At 66.9% G+C, this 19,471-nt stretch carries 20 protein-coding genes; 7 read left to right on the top strand and 13 right to left on the bottom strand.

Annotated features, from left to right (window positions below):
* Positions 1-466: 466 nt before the first annotated feature.
* Both HWX87_RS26645 and HWX87_RS26640 read right to left on the bottom strand, forming a co-directional pair.
* On the bottom strand, positions 467-853 hold the full coding sequence (locus tag HWX87_RS26645; RefSeq protein ID WP_176050072.1) for an ester cyclase: 387 nt from the start codon (positions 851-853) through the stop codon (positions 467-469).
* A 35-nt stretch (positions 854-888) separates the two neighbouring features.
* Positions 889-1,785 (bottom strand): LysR substrate-binding domain-containing protein, encoded by an 897-nt coding sequence (locus HWX87_RS26640; RefSeq protein WP_176050071.1) that lies wholly within the window; start codon positions 1,783-1,785, stop codon positions 889-891.
* A gap of 499 nt (positions 1,786-2,284) precedes the next feature.
* Between HWX87_RS26640 and HWX87_RS26635 the strand changes: the two genes are divergently transcribed.
* From HWX87_RS26635 to HWX87_RS26625, 3 genes are all read left to right on the top strand, one after another.
* The gene (locus HWX87_RS26635; protein WP_176050070.1) at positions 2,285-3,136 is read left to right on the top strand and encodes a peptidoglycan DD-metalloendopeptidase family protein; all 852 of its coding nucleotides are present in this window, start codon (positions 2,285-2,287) and stop codon (positions 3,134-3,136) included.
* 210 nt (positions 3,137-3,346) lie between these two features.
* On the top strand, positions 3,347-4,246 hold the full coding sequence (gene bla / locus HWX87_RS26630; protein ID WP_176050069.1) for a class A beta-lactamase: 900 nt from the start codon (positions 3,347-3,349) through the stop codon (positions 4,244-4,246).
* Between the two features lie 106 nt (positions 4,247-4,352).
* Positions 4,353-5,225 (top strand): LysR substrate-binding domain-containing protein, encoded by an 873-nt coding sequence (locus HWX87_RS26625; RefSeq protein ID WP_176050068.1) that lies wholly within the window; start codon positions 4,353-4,355, stop codon positions 5,223-5,225.
* Positions 5,226-5,262: 37 nt separating this feature from the next.
* Here HWX87_RS26625 and HWX87_RS26620 read toward each other — a convergent pair whose 3' ends face one another.
* The 9 genes from HWX87_RS26620 to HWX87_RS26580 form a co-directional block, all read right to left on the bottom strand.
* Positions 5,263-5,598: a type 1 fimbrial protein gene (locus HWX87_RS26620; protein WP_176050067.1), complete on the bottom strand. Its 336-nt coding sequence runs from the start codon at positions 5,596-5,598 to the stop codon at positions 5,263-5,265.
* Positions 5,599-5,929: 331 nt separating this feature from the next.
* Positions 5,930-6,184 carry a GlsB/YeaQ/YmgE family stress response membrane protein gene (locus HWX87_RS26615; protein WP_176050066.1) on the bottom strand — a complete coding sequence of 85 codons (255 nt, stop codon included), beginning with the start codon at positions 6,182-6,184 and terminating at the stop codon, positions 5,930-5,932.
* 130 nt (positions 6,185-6,314) lie between these two features.
* Positions 6,315-7,091 (bottom strand): ABC transporter ATP-binding protein, encoded by a 777-nt coding sequence (locus tag HWX87_RS26610; protein ID WP_176050065.1) that lies wholly within the window; start codon positions 7,089-7,091, stop codon positions 6,315-6,317.
* Positions 7,088-7,981 carry an ABC transporter ATP-binding protein gene (locus tag HWX87_RS26605; RefSeq protein WP_176050064.1) on the bottom strand — a complete coding sequence of 298 codons (894 nt, stop codon included), beginning with the start codon at positions 7,979-7,981 and terminating at the stop codon, positions 7,088-7,090. Before HWX87_RS26605 ends, HWX87_RS26610 begins: the two co-directional genes overlap by 4 nt.
* Before the next feature lies 1 nt (position 7,982).
* Positions 7,983-8,897, bottom strand: coding sequence for a nickel transporter permease (gene nikC / locus HWX87_RS26600; RefSeq protein ID WP_176050063.1), 915 nt, complete (start codon positions 8,895-8,897; stop codon positions 7,983-7,985).
* 66 nt (positions 8,898-8,963) lie between these two features.
* The gene (locus HWX87_RS26595) at positions 8,964-10,034 is read right to left on the bottom strand and encodes an ABC transporter permease (RefSeq protein WP_176050062.1); all 1,071 of its coding nucleotides are present in this window, start codon (positions 10,032-10,034) and stop codon (positions 8,964-8,966) included.
* A gap of 10 nt (positions 10,035-10,044) precedes the next feature.
* Positions 10,045-11,646, bottom strand: coding sequence for an ABC transporter substrate-binding protein (locus HWX87_RS26590; RefSeq protein ID WP_176050061.1), 1,602 nt, complete (start codon positions 11,644-11,646; stop codon positions 10,045-10,047).
* Positions 11,647-11,707: 61 nt separating this feature from the next.
* Positions 11,708-12,271, bottom strand: a complete 564-nt coding sequence (ddpX, locus tag HWX87_RS26585) for a D-alanyl-D-alanine dipeptidase (protein WP_176050060.1) — start codon at positions 12,269-12,271, stop codon at positions 11,708-11,710.
* Positions 12,272-12,288: 17 nt separating this feature from the next.
* Entirely contained in the window at positions 12,289-13,176 is an 888-nt protein-coding gene (locus tag HWX87_RS26580; RefSeq protein WP_176050059.1) for a MurR/RpiR family transcriptional regulator, read from the bottom strand.
* A gap of 249 nt (positions 13,177-13,425) precedes the next feature.
* Here HWX87_RS26580 and HWX87_RS26575 point away from each other — a divergent pair, with 249 nt between their 5' ends.
* Together HWX87_RS26575 and HWX87_RS26570 are read left to right on the top strand one after the other, a co-directional pair.
* Complete coding sequence (locus HWX87_RS26575) at positions 13,426-13,674, top strand: helix-turn-helix transcriptional regulator (protein ID WP_176050058.1); 249 nt, start codon at positions 13,426-13,428, stop codon at positions 13,672-13,674.
* A 3-nt stretch (positions 13,675-13,677) separates the two neighbouring features.
* Positions 13,678-15,012 (top strand): type II toxin-antitoxin system HipA family toxin, encoded by a 1,335-nt coding sequence (locus HWX87_RS26570; protein WP_176050057.1) that lies wholly within the window; start codon positions 13,678-13,680, stop codon positions 15,010-15,012.
* 238 nt (positions 15,013-15,250) lie between these two features.
* On the opposite strand, the gene HWX87_RS38115 is transcribed toward HWX87_RS26570, so the two are convergent.
* Positions 15,251-15,532: a hypothetical protein gene (locus HWX87_RS38115; RefSeq protein ID WP_244137775.1), complete on the bottom strand. Its 282-nt coding sequence runs from the start codon at positions 15,530-15,532 to the stop codon at positions 15,251-15,253.
* Between HWX87_RS38115 and HWX87_RS26565 the strand changes: the two genes are divergently transcribed.
* Together HWX87_RS26565 and HWX87_RS26560 are read left to right on the top strand one after the other, a co-directional pair.
* Complete coding sequence (locus HWX87_RS26565; RefSeq protein ID WP_244137772.1) at positions 15,413-16,645, top strand: oxalate decarboxylase family bicupin; 1,233 nt, start codon at positions 15,413-15,415, stop codon at positions 16,643-16,645. The two genes, HWX87_RS38115 and HWX87_RS26565, sit on opposite strands and share 120 nt — an antisense overlap.
* A 93-nt stretch (positions 16,646-16,738) precedes the next feature.
* Positions 16,739-18,046 (top strand): Nramp family divalent metal transporter, encoded by a 1,308-nt coding sequence (locus tag HWX87_RS26560; protein ID WP_176050055.1) that lies wholly within the window; start codon positions 16,739-16,741, stop codon positions 18,044-18,046.
* An 18-nt stretch (positions 18,047-18,064) separates the two neighbouring features.
* On the opposite strand, the gene HWX87_RS26555 is transcribed toward HWX87_RS26560, so the two are convergent.
* Complete coding sequence (locus HWX87_RS26555; RefSeq protein ID WP_176050054.1) at positions 18,065-19,318, bottom strand: hypothetical protein; 1,254 nt, start codon at positions 19,316-19,318, stop codon at positions 18,065-18,067.
* Between the last annotated feature and the right edge of the window lie 153 nt (positions 19,319-19,471).

The raw sequence follows: 19,471 nt of genomic DNA, 5'->3' as shown, positions 1-19,471 counted from the left end.
GGGCGGGTGTGACCGTTGCCGCGCTCGATGCCCGTACCCGACCGTTGCCTTGAAACCCTGATCCCTGAAGGCGGACGGCCTGAATCACAACTCGAGCGGGCAAGCGTTCCCCCTGCGCGGGCCGTGACCGGCGTCGCGCTGAAGCATTGGAAAACGTTTTCCAAATTTAGGCATCCAGCGACGCGATGTCAATGATCTTTCACGCAGGATGCGCCGGTGAAAACCCGGATAGTGGGAATGAAGAGGGAGAAGTTCTGACCAGAAACGCGCGGGAATCGCGCGAAATTCTCGCGATGAGTGAGCGGGTATTGTGCGGGTGGCGTGCGCTGGAGCGGCAGACGGCAGGGCTGAATGTCGACTTGCTTAAGGTGGATGGCGAGAGAAAACGTTATCCATAAGGATCGAGGCGTATCACGACGGGTATCGGTGTGTCGGTCGCGACCGGCGAGCGGCCGCCGCGACGGGGCTAAAGCTGCGCCTCGATCGCCGCCTTGTCGATCACCGACCAGACCTGGCGGATCTTGCCGTCATGAAATTCGTAGAACACGTTCTCGGCGAAGCTGACCTTCCGGCCGTCGACAGCGAGCCCCATGAACGTCCCCTTCGGCGAACAGGCGAAGCGCAGCCGGCACGCGACACGCGGCGGCTCGCACGCGAGCAACCGGATGTCGAAGCGGAGATCGGGAATGTCGCGGTAGTCCTGCTCGAGCATCGCGCGGTAGCCGGCGAGGCCGAGCGGCCGGTCGTTGTGGATCACGTCGTCGGACACATACTCGCCGAGCGCCGGCCAGTCCTGGCGGTTCAGGCAGTCGATATACGCGCGATAGCGGGTGGCGAGATCGGTTTCGGTCATGGTCATGCCTCCGTATATCGACGATGCGGCGCGCGTCACCGCGACGGTGTCGCGCCGGACAGAAACGCGACGAACTCCCGCGTGTATTTCGGCAGCGCATCGAACGACCGCGCGCACAGTGTCAGATTCCGGTGGCTCCACGGATCGGACAGCTCGACGAGCCGCACGTCCATCGTCTGCATCGCGCGCTCGGCCGCATGCCGCGACACGATGCCGATGCCCACGCCGCTCGCGATCACGCGGCAGATCGCATCGAAGCTCTTCAGCTGGACGCGATAACGGATCCGCTTGCCGAGCGCGCGCGCCTGGTCGGCGAGATGCACCTGCAGCGCGCTGCCGTCGGTGAGGCCGATGAAATCCTCGCCGGCGATGTCGTCGAACGCGACTTTCCGGTGCGACGCCAGCGGATGCGCGGCCGGCACGACGACGATCAGCCAGTCCTCGCGGAACGGCTTCTGCTCGAGCCCGCCGAGCCCGACCGAATCGGCGACGATGCCGACCTCGGCCGTCTTGTTGCGGATCGCATGCACGATCTCCTGGCTCGAGCGCTCTTCGACGCTGATCGACAGCTTCGGATGGTGCGGCAGGTAATCGGCCAGCGCGTCGGGCAGGTATTCGCTCAGCGAAGCCGTGTTGCACAGCAGCCGGATATGGCCGCGCAGCCCCTGGCCGTATTGCTGCAGTTCGCCACGCATGTGGTCGATCTGCTGCAGCACGGTGCGCGCGTGGTGTTCGAGCGCGCGGCCCGCGTCGGTCGCCTGCGCACCCGACTTGGTCCGGTGCAGCAGCGGCACGCCAAGCTCGTCCTCCATGCCGCGAATGCGTTCGCTCGCGGCCTGCAGCGTGATGTGCGTGCGCTCGGCGCCGCTCGTGATCGTGCCGGCCTCGCAGATGTTCAGGAAGAGCCGCAGGTCGGTCAGGTCGAAGCGCATGATGGGCCGGGAGTGAAGGCGTTGAATGGCCGATAAGTTAGCAGGAACCGCCGCGCCGGTCTCAGGCTCAGCCTGAGACCCGATTCGCCGGTTCCGCATTTTCGGGGCGCGATCGATGGCCGATCATGAATGCACATCAACCGGGGAGCCTGTCATGCAGATCGATTCGTCGTGGGGCGTGTCGTTCAAGATCGCGTTGCATCTGCTGTTCCTGTGCGTCGGCATCGCGTGGGCCTGTTCCGAATTCGTCCGATGGTTGCGCTGAGTGTCGATTCGCGTCTATTGAAACAAATCTGTCATAGTTTTTATCGACGAAAATTCTTCCGCCTTCCTGCAAAAAGACCATCAAGTTTTTCTGAATCGGACCGTATTACCGGTAGCGTATGCCGGCCGGCATCCGGTTCGTGATCGTTTGTCATCATTGTTTGCATCCGGTTACACGTCGGCCGTTCCGTTTTTGAGATGCTTGAAAGATTGTCAAACCGGAGTCGGATCGTCCATGAAAACGCGCGAGATTTACCGCAACGCGGCGTGGCTGCCAGGCCTGGCAGCCGTGCTCGTCATGGCCGGTTGTGCAGGCACGCAGTCCGTCCCGCCGAGCGATACGCTGGCGGGCTCGTCGTCGGGCCAGCCGGCTGCTGCGCCGTCGGCTACCGTGTCCGCCGCGTTGCCGCCGGCGCCGATTCTCGTCGCGCAGAAGTACGTCGTGAAGCGTGGCGACACGCTGTCGGGCATCGCGTCCGCGAACGACTGCAGCGTTGCCGACCTGCGCACCTGGAACAAGATGACCGCGAACGGCAGGCTGCGGATGGGGCAGGTGCTGCGCATCGTCAAACAGCAGCCGCTGCCGCCGGCGGGCGCGGCCGGTACGCAAACGGCCGCGGGCAACGGGGCCGCGGATAGTCATGCAACGTCGCAAGCCACCGCATCGAACGCGAACGATCGCCAGGTCGTCAAGGAAACGAAACGTCATGCGGGCGGCGTCGCGCTCAAGTGGCCCGCCAGCGGCAAGATCGTCGAGGGGTTCCGGCCGGGGCAGAACCGCGGCATCCAGATCGCCGGCCGGCCGGGCGACCCCGTGCGCGCCGCGGCCGACGGCCGCGTGATGTATGCGGGCACCGGCCTGAACGATTACGGCAGCCTGATCATCGTCCAGCACAACGCGGATTTCCTGACCGCGTATGCACACAACCGCAAGCTGCTCGTGAAGACGGGCGACATCGTGCGCCAGGGCGACGAGATCGCCGAGATGGGCGACCTCGACAACTCGCGCGTCGCGCTGCTGTTCGAGGTGCGGCGCGACGGCAAGCCCGTGAATCCGATGCCGTACCTGCCTTCGTCGCAAGGGTGAAGCAGGGCCGTTTTGCTGGAACGTGGCGGCGGTCGCTGCTACGCTAGGGCCTGTTCATGCGAGTCCCGCGCATTGCGGGGCCGACGGGCGTCTTACGGGGATGCGCGGCGAATGCCGTCGCGGGCCGGCCGTCGGCGTGAACGGGCGCGCTTCGCCGAGGCGCGCCCGCGTCGCTTCGTGCCACCGTTTCCGACAGAACACACCTCATTCATGGAACACTCTCCGACACGCCGCTCGCTGTTGCTTGCCGCCGTCGCCGCGCCGTTCGTCGCCGCGTGCACGTCCGCGCCGGTCGCCGACCAGGGGCGCGCCCACACCGCACAAGCCGAACTGGCCGCGCTCGAAAAAGCATCGAACGGCCGGCTCGGCGTCGCCGCGCTCGACACGTCGAACGGCGTGCGCATCGCCCACCACGCACGCGAACGCTTCCCGCTGTGCGGCACGTATGCCGTCATGGCGGCCGCCGCGATACTCGCGCGCGGTTCGCTCGACGCGTCGCTGCTGCCGCGCCGCATCCTGTATCGCCGCTATGAAGTCGTGTCGGGCTCGCCGATTACCGAAAGCCACGTCGACACGGGCATGACGATCGCGCAGCTGTGCGAGGCGATGCTGCAAGCGGGCGACAAGGGCGCGGGCAACCTGCTGATGGGCGTGCTCGGCGGCCCGCAGGCCGTCACGTCGTTCGCGCGCGAGAGCGGCGACACGACGTTTCGCCTCGATCGCTGGGAGCCCGAACTGAACAAGGCCGCGCCCGCCGACGAACGCGACACGTCGACGCCGGTCGCGATGGTCGACACGCTGCAGCGGCTGCTGCTCGGCAATACGCTGCAGGAGCCGCAGCGCACGCAGCTGACCGACTGGATGGTCGGCGGCGCGCGCGGCGCGACCGGCATCGCGGCGGGCGTGCCGCCGGGCTGGCGCATCGCGGACAAGGCCGGTACCGGCGGTTACGGCACGACGACCGACATCGCGGTGCTGTGGCCACCGTCGCGCGCGCCGATCGTGATGGCCGTGTCGTTCACGCAGCAGCAGGCCGACGCGGCGGCCCGCGCGGACGTCGTCGCGTCGGCGGCGCGCATCGCGGCCGGTGCGCTGACCGCGACGGCCTGAGCGTCCGGCGGCTCGCGCAAAGCGGGCGTTTGGCTTATCGTGTCGGTCTGCGCGCGCCGGTGTCGGCGCGCGGTCCTTCCGCGCCGTTTTTCCGTTTCCGTTCGCCATGCGCCGACTTCCGCCCCTGCACGCGCTGCAGATCTTCTCGACCGTGGCTCGCCACCGCAGCTTCACGCGCGCGGCCGAGCAGCTGTGCATCACGCAGGGCGCGGTGAGCCGGCAGATCCAGACGCTGGAGGCGCATTACGGCTTTCCGCTGTTCAAGCGGCATGCGAAGGGCCTGACGCTGACGGCGGAGGGCGAGCAGCTGCTGCCGGTCGTCAACGAGAGCTTCGCGCGGATCGAGGACATCTCGATGAGGCTCACGCGGCAGCGCACCGATCTCGCGCTGAAGGTGCCGACCTGCGTGATGCGCTGGATGCTGCCGCGCATCATGCGTTTCCAGGGCGAGCACCCCGATCTCCATGTGCAGATCACGACCGCGTGGCAGCACGTCGTCGATTTCTCGACCGAGCCGTTCGATGCGGCGATCGTCTACGGCACGTCGCCGGGCCCGGGCGTATTTGCGCTGCCGCTGTTCGACGAGCGGCTCACGCCCGTTTGTTCGCCCGAATTGCGGCAGGCGTCGCCGCTCGATGCGGTCGGCGATCTCGCACGTCACACGCTGCTGCATCCGACGCGCGACCATCGAGACTGGCGTGCATGGCTCGATCATGCGGGCGAGCGCGGCGTCGATCCCGCGCGCGGGCCGACGTTCGATACGCTCGATCTCGCGACGAACGCGGCAATGCAGGGTTTCGGCGTCGCGATCGGCGACGTGACGCTCGTCGACGACGACGTCAGCGCACGCCGGCTCGAACGGCCATTCGACATCGTGCTCGAAACCGGCGCGCGATACTTCTTCGTGTATCCCGAGACCATCGGCAGCCAGCAGAAGATCCGCGCGTTCAGCGACTGGATCGCGCGTCATCGCGACTGACGCGCGGCCTCGGCGCGGGCGCCTCCGGCAGCGGGCTCTACTGGTACGTCACGACGGCGATCATCGGTGCATGATCGCTGCCCGGACGGTCAGGTAAAACGATTGCGCGCGAGGCCTGCGTAAAGGTCGTGGTCTTGATCGTGCGCAGGCTTGCCGCATCGACGAACGCGACTTGTCCGCTGGCAGGGCGCGGACAGTCGGCGCGTACGTGTGCGTGAGCGGCATCGGCCGTATCGAGCGCGAACGAGCAGGGTGGCTCGACGATCATGCCGGAGAAGTGAATGATGCCGGACGTGCCACCGGCAAAGGACGAGGACGTGGCCAGAAGCGAGGCAGCCACGACGAACGAGGCGGCGAACAGGCGATGCTTCATGACAGGCTCCAGAGAGGAAGCGCGTCGCAGCGGGGCCGCTCGGGTGGCAGTCCGTCAACGCTGCGGTGCTGTATGCGTAAACGGCAAAACCATCGGACCTCTTGAATCAAAAAACGGAAATAAAGGTAATAAGCAAATGACCGCGAATTGCATCAACCAATGTAGGCCGAATCTGCGCGACTGCAAGTCGGGGAAATGCCGGGTGGGATAGGATCGCGGGACGAACGGCCGCCGTGACCGTTGCGCGGGCAACGGCCTTGCGCTGCCCGGAAAGCAAAACGGCCGCTCAGTCATGAGCGGCCGTTTTGCGTTGAAGCGATGCGTGCGGGGTTCAGCCCGCGCGCTTGCGAATCGCACCGACGACGACGAGCAGCACGATCGCGCCGATGATCGATGCGATCCAGCCTGCGCCCTGGCCCGGCGCGTACCAGCCGGCTGCGCGGCCGACGTAGCCGGCGACCAGCGAGCCGACGATGCCGAGCACGGTTGTCATCACGATGCCCATCTTGTCGTCGCCGGGCTTGAGCGCGCGGGCGAGGAGGCCGACGATGAGCCCGACGACCAGGGTTTCGATGAATTGCAGCATGAACGCCTCCCTATTGCGGTTGAGCTGTTGACGAAAGGAAGTTGACCCGTGCGACGCACAAGGGTTCCATGCGGCGGCCTGGCCGGCGCGTGGCGTGCCGAGTATCGCATGCCGGCGCGTCGCGCAGATGTCAGGCGGCCGGCGCGCCGGCCACCGGGTCGAGACGGCGATAACCTTCGGTCGCATTCAGCAGCGTGCGCGTGTAGTCGCGCGCAACCTGCCCGGCGCGCACGTCCTCGACCCGGAGCTGCTCGACGATCTCGCCCTGCTGCATCACGGCGACGCGCTGGCACAGGAAGCCGATCACCGCGAGGTTGTGGCTCACGAGGATCATCGTCAGCTTGCGTTCGCGATGCAGGCGGCGCAGCAGGTTCAGGATCTCGGCCTGCACCGACACGTCGAGCGCCGATGTCGGTTCGTCGAGCAGCAGCACGCGCGGCTCGACGATCAGAGCACGCGCGATCGCGACGCGCTGCCGCTGGCCGCCCGACAACTGGTGCGGATAGCGGAAACGGAACGCGGGGCCGAGCCCGACTTCGGACAGCGCGCGGGCAATGCGTGCATCGGCGTCGCCGATCGCATGGATCGACAGCGGCTCGCGCAGTGTCTGGTCGACCGTGAAGCGCGGATGCAGCGACGCGTACGGATCCTGGAACACCATCTGCACGTGGCGGCGAAACGCGCGATCGGGCGTGCCGCCGACCGGCCGGCCGTCGATCGACAGGCTGCCGGACGCGAGCGGCACGAGGCCCGTCAGCGCGCGCAGCAGTGTCGACTTGCCGGAACCGGATTCGCCGACGAGCCCGAACACTTCGCCGTCGCGCACCGCGAAGCTCGCGTCGCGCACGGCGTCGACGTGACCCGTGCGGGTCGGGAAACGGATCGAAGCGTGATCGACGTCGATCATCGTGCGGCCTCCTGTCGGTCGGCGGGCTCGAGCCACGCCGGATCGCGGCGCAGCACCGGCAGTTCGTCGGGCGGGTTCGCGAGCGGCGGGTTCGCCGCGAGCAGCCCGCGCGTATAGGGATGCGATGCGTTGCGCAGGTCGCGCGCGGCGCAGGTTTCGACCACGCGGCCCGCATACATCACCGCGACGCGGTCGCAGAACGACATCACGAGCGGCAGGTCGTGGCTGATGAACATCAGGCCCGTGTCGTGGCGCGCGATCATCGCGTCGAGCACCGCGAGCACCTGCATCGACACCGCGACGTCGAGCGCGGACGTCGGCTCGTCGGCGATCAGCAGTTGCGGGCCGGTCGACACCATCATCGCGATCATCACACGCTGGCCCATGCCGCCCGACAGCTCGTGCGGATACGCATCGGCGACGCGCGCCGGGTCGCGGATCTGCACGGCCTCGAGCGCATCGACGATCCGTTCGCGCAGCGCGCGGCCGCGCAGCCCGGGCTCGTGCAGCCGGAACGCCTCGCCCATCTGTTTGGCGACCGTCATCACCGGGTTCAGCGAATACTTCGGATCCTGCAGGATCATGCCCATCTGGCTGCCGCACAGCTGCCGGCGGTCGCGCGGCGACATCGCGAGCAGGTCGCGGCCCGCGAAGCGCATCGTGCGTGCCGACCAGCGGGCGGCGTCGGGCAGCAGGCCGAGCAGCGCGCGGCCCGTCAGCGATTTGCCGGAGCCGGATTCGCCGACGATGCCGAGCCGTTCGCCGGGCGCGAGCGTCAGCGACAGGTCGCGCACGGCGTCGGTGACGACGCCGTCGTGGCCGCGAAAGCCGATCTTCAACCCGTCGATCTCGCAGAGCGGCGCGGGCGCGGTGGCGGAATGCATCGGCATGTCATGCTCCATGGCGGGGATCGAAAACGTCGCGCAGCCCGTCGCCGAGCAGGTTGAATGCGAGGCTCACGAGCAGGATCGCGATGCCGGGCAGCGTCGCGACCCACCAGGCGTCGAGCAGCACGTTGCGGCCCGACGCGACCATGAAGCCCCACTCGGGGCTCGGCGGCTGCGCGCCGAGGCCGAGAAAGCCGAGGCCCGCGACGGTCAGGATGATGCCGGCCATGTCGAGCGTCGCGCGCACGATCACCGACGACATGCACATCGGCATGATGTAGCGCAGCAGGATGCGCGGGCCCGACGCGCCCTGCAGCCGCGCGGCGTGGATGTAGTCGGCCTGCGCGATACGGATCGTCTCCGCGCGTGCGAGCCGCGCATACGCAGGCCACGCGGTGATCGAGATCGCGACGACCGCGTTGATCACGCCAGGCCCGAGCGCGGCGGCGAACGCGAGCGCGAGCACGATCTTCGGGAACGCGAGCGCGATGTCGGTGATGCGCATCAGCACGCTGTCGACGAAGCCGCCGCAATAGCCGGCCGTCGTGCCGATCAGCAGGCCGATCGGCACGACGATCACGACGACGAGCAGCGCGATGCCGAGCGTCAGGCGCGAACCGGCGATCAGCCGCGAAAGGATGTCGCGGCCGAGCTGGTCGGTGCCGAACCAGTGCGACGGCGAGCCGGGCGGCAGCAGCCGGTCGGACAGCACCTGGCGCAGCGGGTCGTGCGGCATGATCAGCGGGCCGACGATCGCGACGACGATCAGCGCGACGAGGATCGCGAGCCCGAACAGGTTGAGCGGATTCGTGGCGAACCGGCGCCAGCGTCGGTACGCGAGGCCGAGTGCGGCCTGCGAGCGCGACGCGGGCGCATCGGACAGCAGCCACGCGCGCAGCGTGAGGCGCTCGGCGTTCATGATTGGACGACCTTCGGCATGGACGATGGAAGAAGCGGGGGGAAAGCGGTCATGTCGGGGCGGCCCTCAGCGCGCACGCGGATCGAACACGCGGTACAGCGCGTCGGTCAGCAGGTTGACGGTGATGAACATCGCGCCGATCACGAGCGTCGCGCCGAGCACCGCGTTCATGTCGGCGTTCAGCAGCGCGCCGGTCAGGTACGAGCCGAGCCCCGGCCACGCGAACACGATCTCGGTCAGCACCGAGCCTTCGAGCAGGTTGCTGTACGTGAGCGCGATCACGGTCAAGAGCGGCACCGCGATGTTGCCGAACGCATGCCGCCAGATCACGCGCCGCTCGGACAAGCCTTTCGCGCGCGCGGTGACGATGTATTCCTGGCTCAGCTGGTCGAGCATGAACGAGCGCGTCATGCGGCTCAGGTAGGCCACCGAGTAGTAGCCGAGGATCGCGGCCGGCAGCGCGATGTGCGACACCGCGTTGCGGAACACGTCCCACTCGCCCGCGAGCGCCGCGTCGATCAGCAGGCTGCCCGTGCGCGGGTCGACCATCCCGTCGTACGCGGGGTCGAGCCGGCCCGGCCCGCCGACCCAGTGCAGCCGCGCGTAGAACAGCAGCAGCCCCATCAGCCCGAGCCAGAACACGGGCACCGAATTGCCGATCAGCCCGACGAAGCGCGCGATGTGATCGATCGGCCGGTTGTGCTTCACGGCGGCCGCGACGCCGAGCGGCACGCCGATCGCGATGCCGATCAGCGTCGCGATCGTCGCGAGTTCGAGCGTGGCCGGGAACACGCGCTTGATATCGTCGAGCACCGGGTTCGCCGTCAGCAGCGATACGCCGAGATTGCCGTGCAGCACGTCGCGTACATAGATCAGGAATTGCGTGACGAGCGGCTTGTCGAGCCCGAGCGCGATGCGTTCGGCCGCGTATGCCTCGGCCGACGCACGATCGCCGAGGATCGCGAGCACGGGATCGATCGGCACCTTGCGGCCGATCACGAACGTCAGCGCGAGCAGCCCCGCGAACGTGACGGCGAGCGTGAGCGCCCAGCGCAGCACGCGCAGTGCCCAGCGGACGGCCGGGCGCCGCGCGGGCAGCGTGCGCAGTGCTTCGAGGGAGGAGGCGGGAGTCGACATGCGGCGAATCTTATTGCTTCTTCAGGTTGCGGTACGACACGAGATCGTTGATCGGCCCGACTTCGAGCCCGCTCACGCCGGGCCGCGTCGCGACCTGCGCGACTTTCTGGAACATGATCACGAACGGCGAGCGCGCGAGCATTTCCTTCTGCATCGTCTGATACAGCTGCGCGCGTTTCGCGGCGGTCGGCTCGGCGAGCGCGGTGTCGGTTTCCTTGGTCAGTTGCGGGATGTTCCAGCTGTTGCGCCAGGCCAGCATTTTATAGCTCGACTTGTCGGCGTTGTCCGGATTCCACGCGAAACCCTGCGCGTTGCTGTGCGGATCGATGTAGTCGGCCGACCATTCGCCGATGTAGATGTCGTGCTGGCGCGCGCGGTATTTCGCGAGCGTCTGCTTGTTGTCGCCGGGGATCAGCTGCACCTTGATGCCCGCCTGCGCGAAGTTCGCCTGCACGGCCTGCGCGATCTCCGTGTACGGATAGTCGTTGCGCACGTCCATCGTCACCGAAAAGCCGTTCGGCACGCCGGCCTTCGCGAGCAGCGCCTTCGCCTTCGCGATATCGAGCTTGTACGGGTTCGTGTTCAGCGTGCCGAGGAAGCCTTCGGGCAGGAAGGTCTGGTGGACCTTGTAGGTCGTCTTCACGACGTTGCCCTGGATACCCGCATAGTCGACGAGCCATTTCAGCGCTTCCTGCACGTCGGGCTTCGCGAGCGTCGGGTTCTTCGTGTTCAGGCCGAGATACAGGAGCGTCGCTTGCGGCGAAGCCGAAACCTTCGCCTTGCCCGATTTCACGACCGATGCCAGATCGTCCGGACTCAGGTCGCGCGCGGCGTCGACGTCGCCGTTTTCCAGCAGCAGGCGCTGGCTCGCGGCTTCTGGCACGTGGCGCAGCACGATGCGTTTCATCGCGAGCGGCAGCCGGTAGCCGTCGAAGCGCTGCAGCACGATGCTGTCGCCGGCCGCCCACTTGACCAGCTTGTACGCGCCGGAGCCGGCTTCGTTGGTCTTCAGCCACGCATTGCCGAAGTCGGCGCCTTGCTGATGCGACAGCAGCAGCGTCTTGTCCAGCACCGACGCGGGCCACGAGCCGAGCACGTTCAGCACGAAGGTCGGCGCGTACTTGCGGTCGGTCGTGACCGACACCGTCAGGTCGTCGAGCTTCTTCACGTTCGCCGCGACGTTCGCCTTCGTGAGGCCGATGCCGGTCAGCACGGCCGCGGGCCCCTTGTCGAGCAGCACCGCGCGCTGGATCGACCACGCGACGTCGTCGGCCGTCAACGGGTTGCCCGAGTGGAACTTGAGGCCGGGGCGCAGCTTGAACGTATAGGTCAGCCCGTCGGTGCTCACCGTCCACGACTGCGCGACGTCGCCGTTGAATTTCGACGGATCGCGCAGGTCGACGCGCACGAGCCGGTCATAGGTATTCGCGACGTATTCCTCCGGCACCAGCTCGTAGATCTCGCCCGGGTCGAGCGTCGTGAATTCGTCGAGCAGCGTGGCCATCACGAACATGTCCTTCGGCGTTTCCGCGTGCGCGGCGGAAAGCGGAACGGCGGCGAGAACGGATGCGGCGGCCAGCGCCGCGACGAGCCGGGATGTCAGGGGTTTCATCTGCGCTCCATGTGTCGTTGAAGTCGTCGAACGTGAACGGTGAGGGGAATGCGTATGGCCATCACATCAGGCGCCACGGGCCGCTTGCCGCGTTGTCGATCTGCGGCAACGCGTGCGAGCCGGGCAGTTCGTAGTGCCACCACTCGTCGTCGTCGTGCGCGAAGCCGGCCGCATGCATCACGCCGAGCAGCAGCAGGCGGTTGCGTTGCACGGCTTCCGGCAGCCCCGCGTGGAAGTGGCCCGACGCGGCGACCATCTCGTCGAAGCCCGTGCCCATGTCGAGCGGTTCGCCGTCCGCGCCGACGAGCGTCAGGTCGAGCGCGGTGCCGCGGCTGTGGTTCGAGCCGCGGCCGGGATCGGCGATGAAGTCCGGATCGGGCAGGAAATCCCACAGCACCTGCTGCGCTTGCGGCGGCCGGTAGGCGTCGTAGATGCGCAGCGTGACGCCGGCTTGCGCCGCAATGTCCACTGCGCGGCGCAGCGCGGCTTCGGCCGGCGCCAGCAGCAGGCAGTGCGTGTGGCGGTAGATCGGCTTGCCGGTCAGGTTGCGCTCGGTCGCGTAGACGAGATCGATGTCGACGCGATGCGTAGCGGGCGTGATTTCGACGAGGCGGTGATCGTTCATCGGCAGGGCGGGCTCGCTCAGGATTCGAATTGGTCGAACGTGTGCTGCAGTTCGCGGTTGCGCGCGACGCGCCGGTCGATCGCGGGGCCGAGGCGGTCGACCACGGCCGTGATCAGCAGGTTGAACAGGCAGGTGAGCGGCGCGAGCGAATCCCAGAACTGGCCGACGTCGGTCTTCACCTGCAGCAAGTCGGCCGGCCAGTCGCGCGCCCACGGGCACGACAGATCGGTGACCAGCGCGAATGGCTGCCCGCGCTCGGCGGCCGCCTGGCAATAGCGGCGCGCGCCGCGCGAATACGCGCGCGTATCGGTGACGATGCAGTACGGCCGCTCGAATTCGGAGTTCAGCGAATCGACGTACGAACCCGACTGGCCGTCGGAATAGAACACGCGCGGGCGCAGGTATTCGAGGTAGCTGCTGAAGGCGTTGCTGATCCCGCGCGTCGACTGGATGCCGAGGATGAACACCGCGTCGGCCTGCGCGATCCGGTCGGCGACCTGCGCGAACACGGGGCCTTCGGCGAGCCGGTACACGTGCCGGATCGCATCGAGTTCGCGTTCGAGCGACGACGCGAGCGTGCCGGCGCTGCCGTTGGCGTTGCCGTTGCGTTCGGCCGGTTGCGTGCCGGCGACGCGGCGGTATTCGTCGAGCCGGTCGGTGATCATCCACGGACGATCGCCGCCGCCGCGCAGTTCGCGTTTCAGGTCGTCGAGATTGCGGTAGCCGACGCTGCGCAGGAAGCGCCCGACCGAGATGCCGCTGGTGCCGGCCTGCTGCGCGATCTGGTCGGCCGTTTCGAGCCCGAGCCGGTCGAGGTTCGCGAGCATGTAGCTCGCGATGCGCTTGGCGGTCGGCGTCAGCTCGGCATAACGGGATTCGACGGTACGGGCGAACGCGCAGGTCATCGGTTGTTAGATCGTTGTCGTCTGATGATCGAATGTCATCCATCTAACAAAGCCAAAATCATTCGCGCCAGCGGAGAAAAACTATGGTGTGAGGATAGGTGATAGGGTCGAAAACGCGTTAGAGGGGGGTGGTACTTCAGGGCGCATTTATGTCTGTCAGGCATATTTCGAGTTTATGTCTGACAGGAATAATTTGCGTTTATGTCTGTCAGGCATATACTGCATTGATTGTCCTCGGGGATCCACGCCGTGAACTTCATCGTCAATACGCCCGCGCAACTGGGCGAAATCCTGTCTTCCGCGCGTCAGGCAAAGGGCCTGACGCAAGCGGAAGCGGCCGGGAGAATCGGCGTGGGCCAGTCGCGCCTGTCGTCGCTCGAAACCACGCGTACCGAAAGCCTGTCGCTCAGCCAGTTGCTCGAGCTGACCGCGCTGTACGGTCTCGAACTCAGCATCCGCACGAAGGACGGGCGCGACGCAGCCGACGTCGAGTGGTAAGCGATGGGACGCAAAACGCACACGCGCGCGTTGTCGATCTGGACGAACGGCCAGCGGGTCGGCACGTGGCGGATTCCCGCACGCGGCGACATGGAACTGCTGTACGACGCCGGCTGGAAACAATCGGCCGTCGGCCGCCCGTTATCGCTGTCGCTGCCGTTCGGTGTCGGCGACGCACCGCTGCGCGGCGAACGCGTGAATCACTTCTTCGACAACCTCTTGCCGGACAGCGATGCCATTCGGCGCCGCCTGGCCACCCGGTTCGGCACGGCGACGACCGAGCCGTTCGATCTGCTCGCCGCGCTCGGCCGCGACTGCATCGGCGCGGTGCAATTGCTCGGCGAGGACGATGCGCCGGCCGGCCTGAATCGCATCGACGGTACGCCGCTGTCGGACGACGACGTGGCACGTGTGCTCGATCAGGCGAGCGGGGTGGCGACGGCAGGCGGGGACGACGACGATTTCCGGCTGTCGCTGGCCGGCGCGCAGGAAAAGACCGCACTGTTGTTTCATGACGGGCGCTGGATGCGCCCGCATGGCGCGACGCCGACGACGCATATCCTGAAATTGCCGCTCGGGCTGGTCGGTAACAAGCGGGCCGATCTGACGGCCTCCGTCGAGAACGAGTGGTTGTGCCTCGCGATCCTGCGCGCGTTCGGCCTGCCGGGCGCGCAGGCGGAAATCGAGCGTTTCGGCGCGTACAAGGTTTTGTCCGTCGCACGCTTCGATCGTGCGTTGCATCGCGATGGCGGGTGGCTGTTGCGCTTGCCGCAGGAGGACTTCTGCCAGGCGCTCGGCGTGCCGCCTCATCTGAAGTACGAGTCGCAGGGCGGCCCCGGCGTACCCGATCTCGCCGGCCTCCTGCGCCGTTCCGAAACGGCGCGGGAGGATCTCGACACGTTGTTCGCCGCCCTGATCGTGTTCTGGATGCTCGCCGCACCGGACGGGCATGCGAAGAACTTCAGCCTGCGCCTGCTGCCCGGCGGCCGTTTCCGGCTGACGCCGCTTTACGACGTGATGTCGATCTGGCCGGTCGAAGGCGACGGCGCGAACCAGTGGTCGTGGCACAAGGCGAAGCTCGCGATGGCCGTGCACGGCAAGCGCAAGCACTATGCGATGCGCGATATCACGCGACGGCACTTCAGCGCGATGGCCGAGCACTGCCTGCTCGGCGATATCGCGACGCCGATCGTCGAACGGCTCGTCGCGATGACGCCGCATGTGATCGAATCGGTTGGCGCGGCGTTGCCGCCCGGCTTTCCGGCGCGGGTCGCGGAACGGATTCTGGGCGGCTTGAGGTTCGCCGCGCAACGGCTCGACGCGATGCCGCTGGAGTGAACCGCTTCCGGTCGCGGCACGGTAACCGGTATCCGGCGTATCGGCATCCGTACGGGCCCGCTCGATACGATCAGTGATCCGAATCGACTGGATCGTATCCCGATCCCGCGTTGTCGCAATGCATGTCATCACGACCGGGCGCAAGCGTATCCCTCAATCACCGAAATCCGTCGCCACCTGCCATCCCGCTGCATCGCAATAATTACAAAATTAAAGGCGATCAGATTAAATCATCAATTCAGGTTGATAATTCATTTAAGTTATCCGTCGAATTGTATTTAACTTGCGTGACGGGATGTTTGATTTTCGATAATCCGAAAAACGGCAAGTATTCCGTAATGGGAATTCGCTTAATCGCAAGAATGAAGAGGAAATCATGACGAATCTTTCTCGACGCAAGATGCTGGCGGGTACGGCTGGCGCCATTGCCGCCGCAGGAATCGCGGTATCCGCCAAGGCGGCTTCGTTCGGCAATCCGGATCGCCCGCCGGAAGGCGCGGTGAATGCGCTCAACCGCCAAAGCCTGACCGACCCGGGGCCGAAAAATCCGGCAATCGCGAATCAGTTTCCGTCTTTTCAGGATCCGCCGGCCACCGATATCAACGGGATGCCATTATTCTGGGCGTCTTTCAATAATGCCCATAAACGCATTCAAAATGGCGGGTGGGCGCGCGAAGTCACGCAGGACGATTTTGCGATTTCCGAAACCATTTCCGGCGTGAACATGCGCCTGACGCGCGGCGGCATTCGCGAGATGCATTGGCACCAGCAGGCCGAGTGGGCGATCATGCTCGACGGCCGGTGCCGGATCACGGTGCTCGACGAACTCGGGCGGCCGTCGGTGCAGGACGTCAAGACCGGCGATCTCTGGTATTTCCCGCCCGGCCTGCCGCATTCGCTGCAGGGCCTCGGCACCGACGGCGCCGAATTCCTGCTCGCGTTCGACAACGGCCGCGCATCGGAATTCAACACGCTGCTGCTGACCGACTGGGTCGCGCATACGCCGCCCGACGTGCTCGCGCTCAACTTCGGCGTACCGGCCGATGCGTTCAGGAACGTTCCGCTCGACAACCTGTGGATCTTCCAGGGCGACGAACCGGGCCCGCTCGCGGACGCGCAGCGCGCATCGGCTTCGTCGGCCGGGGCGCCGCCGCATCCGTTCATTTTCTCGCTCGGCGACATGAAGCCGGTCAGGAAAACGCGCGGCGGCGAAGTGCGGATCGCGGACAGCACCAACTTCAACGTGTCGACGACCGTCGCGGCCGCGCTCGTCACCGTGCATCCGGGCGGCATGCGCGAACTGCACTGGCACCCGAACGCGGACGAATGGCAGTACTACTTGCAGGGCGAGGCGCGGATGACCGTGTTCGATACGGGGCCGAAGGCGCAGACGGCCGACTTTCGCGCGGGCGACGTCGGCTATGTGAAGAAGAGCCTCGGGCACTACGTGCAGAACACCGGCAAGACCGATCTCGTGTTCCTGGAGATCTTCAAGACCGACCGCTACGCGGAGGTGTCGCTGTCCGACTGGCTCGCGCATACGCCGCCGAAGCTCGTCGAAGCGCACCTGAACGTCGCGCCCGACGTGATCGCGCAGTTTCCGCGCAATCGTCCCGACGTCGTGCCGCTGTAACGCGATGGTCGCGTAGCCGCGGCCGGCAGGCGGCATGCCGGCCGCGGCACGCGCGCCCGAATCGGCCTTCCTCATTCGAACGGAAACTCCACCATGCTTCCTGTCCCGAGCAAACCCGCCGGTGGCTTCGCGCTGCCTGGCCTGTCCCCCGAACGTACCGATGGCGCGGCGCGCGCCGCGCTCGAAGGGCGCCGCACCGGCGTCGCCGCGCTGCTGCCGTTCGTCGGCCCGGCCGTGATTGCGTCGATCGGTTACATGGATCCCGGCAACTTCGCGACCAACATCCAGGCCGGCGCTGCGTACGGCTACCGGCTGCTGTGGGTCGTGCTGGCCGCGAACGCGATCGCGATGCTGTTCCAGGCGATGTCCGCGAAACTCGGCATCGTGACCGGCCGCAATCTCGCCGAGCTGTGCCGCGACCGTTTCCCCGCGCCGGTCGTGTTGGGCATGTGGATCGCGTCGGAGATCGCCGCGATGGCGACCGATCTTGCCGAATTCCTCGGCGGGGCGCTCGCCTTCGGGCTGTTGTGCCACCTGTCGCTGTTTGCCGGGATGATCGCGACGGCGTTGGCGACCTGCGCGATCCTGGCGCTCGAGAAGCGCGGCTTCCGGCCGCTGGAAGCCGCGATCGCGGCGCTGGTCGGCGTGATCGGCGCGTGTTATCTCGGCGAACTGCTGATCGCGCCGCAGGACTGGCATGCGGCCGCGTTTCATCTGGTCGTCCCGCAGATTCCGGATCACGCGGCGCTGACGATCGCCGTCGGGATCATCGGCGCGACGATCATGCCGCACACGCTGTATCTGCATTCGGGCCTCACGCAGGATCGCACCGCGCCGCGCGACGAAGGGGAGCGGCGGCGGCTCGTGCGTTTCTCGAACCGCGAGGTCGTCGTCGCGCTCGGGCTCGCCGGGTTCGTGAATCTCGCGATGGTGATGATGGCGTCGTCGGCGTTCCATTCGAGTGCGCCGGGCATGACCGACATCGGCGACGCGTATCACACGCTGATCCCGGTGCTCGGGCCGGCGGCCGGTGCACTGTTTCTCGTCGCGCTGCTGACGTCGGGCGTGTCGAGCTCGGTGGTCGGCACGATGGCCGGGCAGGTCGTGATGCAGGGCTTCATCCACCGCCGCATGTCGGTCTGGGTGCGGCGTGCGGTGACGATCGCGCCCGCGTTCGTGGTGGTCGCGCTCGGCTGCGACGTCACGCGCGCGATGGTCGCGAGCCAGGTCGTGCTGAGTTTCGTGTTGCCGATACCGATGATCGCGCTGTTGATGCTGTCGGCGCGCGAGGACGTGATGGGCGCTTATGCGATGCGGATGCCGCTGCGGATCGTCGCCGGCGCGGCGACGGTCGTGATCGTCGGGTTGAATGCGTACCTGGTGTGGGCGGCAGTCGGTTGACCGGCCGCGGCCCGGCGCCTACTGCTGCATGTCCGGCGCCTCGCGCAGCCGCCAGATCGCGTTGCACTGCTGGCCGCCGAGGCTCGTCGCGCGCAGCGTGATGACGGTGCCGGCCGCGACCTGGTACCAGAAATGCGCCATCAGCTCGGTGCCTTTGCGCTGCGCCTGCCCGCTGACCAGCACTTCGCACAGCAACGGCGACGGCGAACCGGACGGGTGCGTGGCGTAGACGTTCAGCCGCGCGATGTCGCGGGTCGCGGTGAACGCGACTTCGTGGTTCCCGCTGCCGACGAGCATCGTGCCGCCCGGTTCGTCGATCACCTGAAGGTACGCGCCGGCGCTTGCCTCGATCGCCGCCGCGGAAACGGTCAGCCCGGCCGATTGCACGTAGTCCGCCGCGGCAATCCGTGCGGCGAGCGCGTCGGAGGGCGCCGGCGTGCCGTCCGACAGCGCGAACGGCGCGCCGTCGCGCAGCGCGGCGTCGGTGTGGTTCGCGTAGTAGCGCCAGCGGTCGAAGAAGCGAATGTCGCCGGTCATGTGCAGCGCGCGGATCGGTTCGTCCTGGTAACACAGCGTCGTCGTGCCGCTGCCTGCGTCGAACGACTCGTGAATGCCGTACTTGCTGACGAAGTTCTGGACCGGATCGAGCAGCGCCGTTTCGCCTTGTGCGCTCCACAGATGCAGGAACGTCGTGTCGATCCCGAAACATTCCTGGAAATCGGTGCCGACGCGCGCGATGCAGTCGCGCAGGTGGTCCGCGTAGCGTGCCCAGGCGTTGGCGGTCCCGGCCACGAGACCGGCCTGCAGCGCACCGCCGTGGCGTGCGGTGACTTCATCGACGACGAGACGCCAGTGCTGGTCGCGCCGCTCGCCGATCAGCGGCGTGACGACGAACGTGCAGAACAGCGGGTCGGGGCACACGTGAATCCGGTCGTCGCCGATCTGCGAGAACAGGTCGAACTGCGGCGCGCAGAACCAGATGTCGGCGTCGTACAGCGCGAGCTTGCGGATCTGCGGATTGCGCGCGCAATACCCGGCGGCCTCGATGAAGCGGCCCACCGGCAGTGCATACGCGCTCGATGCGTCGATCACATCGACCGACTGGCTCGCGAGGATCTGCCGCTTGCGTTCGGACAGCCCGTAGCCGATCACCGCGATCCGTCCGTCGTAGCCGGTCTGCCGCAGCGACAGCAGGAACGGCACGAGCATTTCATACCACGCGCGGTTGTTGTCGTTGATCGCTACGCAGACCGCGTGCTCGCTCGGATGCATGTTCGGTTCCCGTTGTGCGCACTCGGGCGTGCGCATCCTGTTTTCGTTGGTGACGCGAATTCGGCGACTTCGATCACCGCCGGGCGCAGCCGGCCCCGCGTCGACGGCCATTGTAGATCGCCGCCGCCGCACGGCATAGCGCCGGCGCGGCGG

This window comes from Burkholderia sp. BCC1644, assembly GCF_902833225.1.
In the GTDB taxonomy this organism is placed as follows: domain Bacteria; phylum Pseudomonadota; class Gammaproteobacteria; order Burkholderiales; family Burkholderiaceae; genus Burkholderia.
The sequence above is the reverse complement of the archived record's forward strand: the minus strand, read 5'-3'. Positions and strand labels throughout refer to the sequence as shown.

Coding starts and splice junctions, on each gene's coding strand:
- HWX87_RS26645 (WP_176050072.1), bottom strand. CDS start 853: ATGACCGAAACCGATCTCGCCACCCGCTATCGCGCGTATATCGACTGC.
- HWX87_RS26640 (WP_176050071.1), bottom strand. CDS start 1,785: ATGCGCTTCGACCTGACCGACCTGCGGCTCTTCCTGAACATCTGCGAG.
- HWX87_RS26635 (WP_176050070.1), top strand. CDS start 2,285: ATGAAAACGCGCGAGATTTACCGCAACGCGGCGTGGCTGCCAGGCCTG.
- bla (WP_176050069.1), top strand. CDS start 3,347: ATGGAACACTCTCCGACACGCCGCTCGCTGTTGCTTGCCGCCGTCGCC.
- HWX87_RS26625 (WP_176050068.1), top strand. CDS start 4,353: ATGCGCCGACTTCCGCCCCTGCACGCGCTGCAGATCTTCTCGACCGTG.
- HWX87_RS26620 (WP_176050067.1), bottom strand. CDS start 5,598: ATGAAGCATCGCCTGTTCGCCGCCTCGTTCGTCGTGGCTGCCTCGCTT.
- HWX87_RS26615 (WP_176050066.1), bottom strand. CDS start 6,184: ATGCTGCAATTCATCGAAACCCTGGTCGTCGGGCTCATCGTCGGCCTC.
- HWX87_RS26610 (WP_176050065.1), bottom strand. CDS start 7,091: ATGATCGACGTCGATCACGCTTCGATCCGTTTCCCGACCCGCACGGGT.
- HWX87_RS26605 (WP_176050064.1), bottom strand. CDS start 7,981: ATGCCGATGCATTCCGCCACCGCGCCCGCGCCGCTCTGCGAGATCGAC.
- nikC (WP_176050063.1), bottom strand. CDS start 8,897: ATGAACGCCGAGCGCCTCACGCTGCGCGCGTGGCTGCTGTCCGATGCG.
- HWX87_RS26595 (WP_176050062.1), bottom strand. CDS start 10,034: ATGTCGACTCCCGCCTCCTCCCTCGAAGCACTGCGCACGCTGCCCGCG.
- HWX87_RS26590 (WP_176050061.1), bottom strand. CDS start 11,646: ATGAAACCCCTGACATCCCGGCTCGTCGCGGCGCTGGCCGCCGCATCC.
- ddpX (WP_176050060.1), bottom strand. CDS start 12,271: ATGAACGATCACCGCCTCGTCGAAATCACGCCCGCTACGCATCGCGTC.
- HWX87_RS26580 (WP_176050059.1), bottom strand. CDS start 13,176: ATGACCTGCGCGTTCGCCCGTACCGTCGAATCCCGTTATGCCGAGCTG.
- HWX87_RS26570 (WP_176050057.1), top strand. CDS start 13,678: ATGGGACGCAAAACGCACACGCGCGCGTTGTCGATCTGGACGAACGGC.
- HWX87_RS26565 (WP_244137772.1), top strand. CDS start 15,413: ATGCTGGCGGGTACGGCTGGCGCCATTGCCGCCGCAGGAATCGCGGTA.
- HWX87_RS26560 (WP_176050055.1), top strand. CDS start 16,739: ATGCTTCCTGTCCCGAGCAAACCCGCCGGTGGCTTCGCGCTGCCTGGC.
- HWX87_RS26555 (WP_176050054.1), bottom strand. CDS start 19,318: ATGCATCCGAGCGAGCACGCGGTCTGCGTAGCGATCAACGACAACAAC.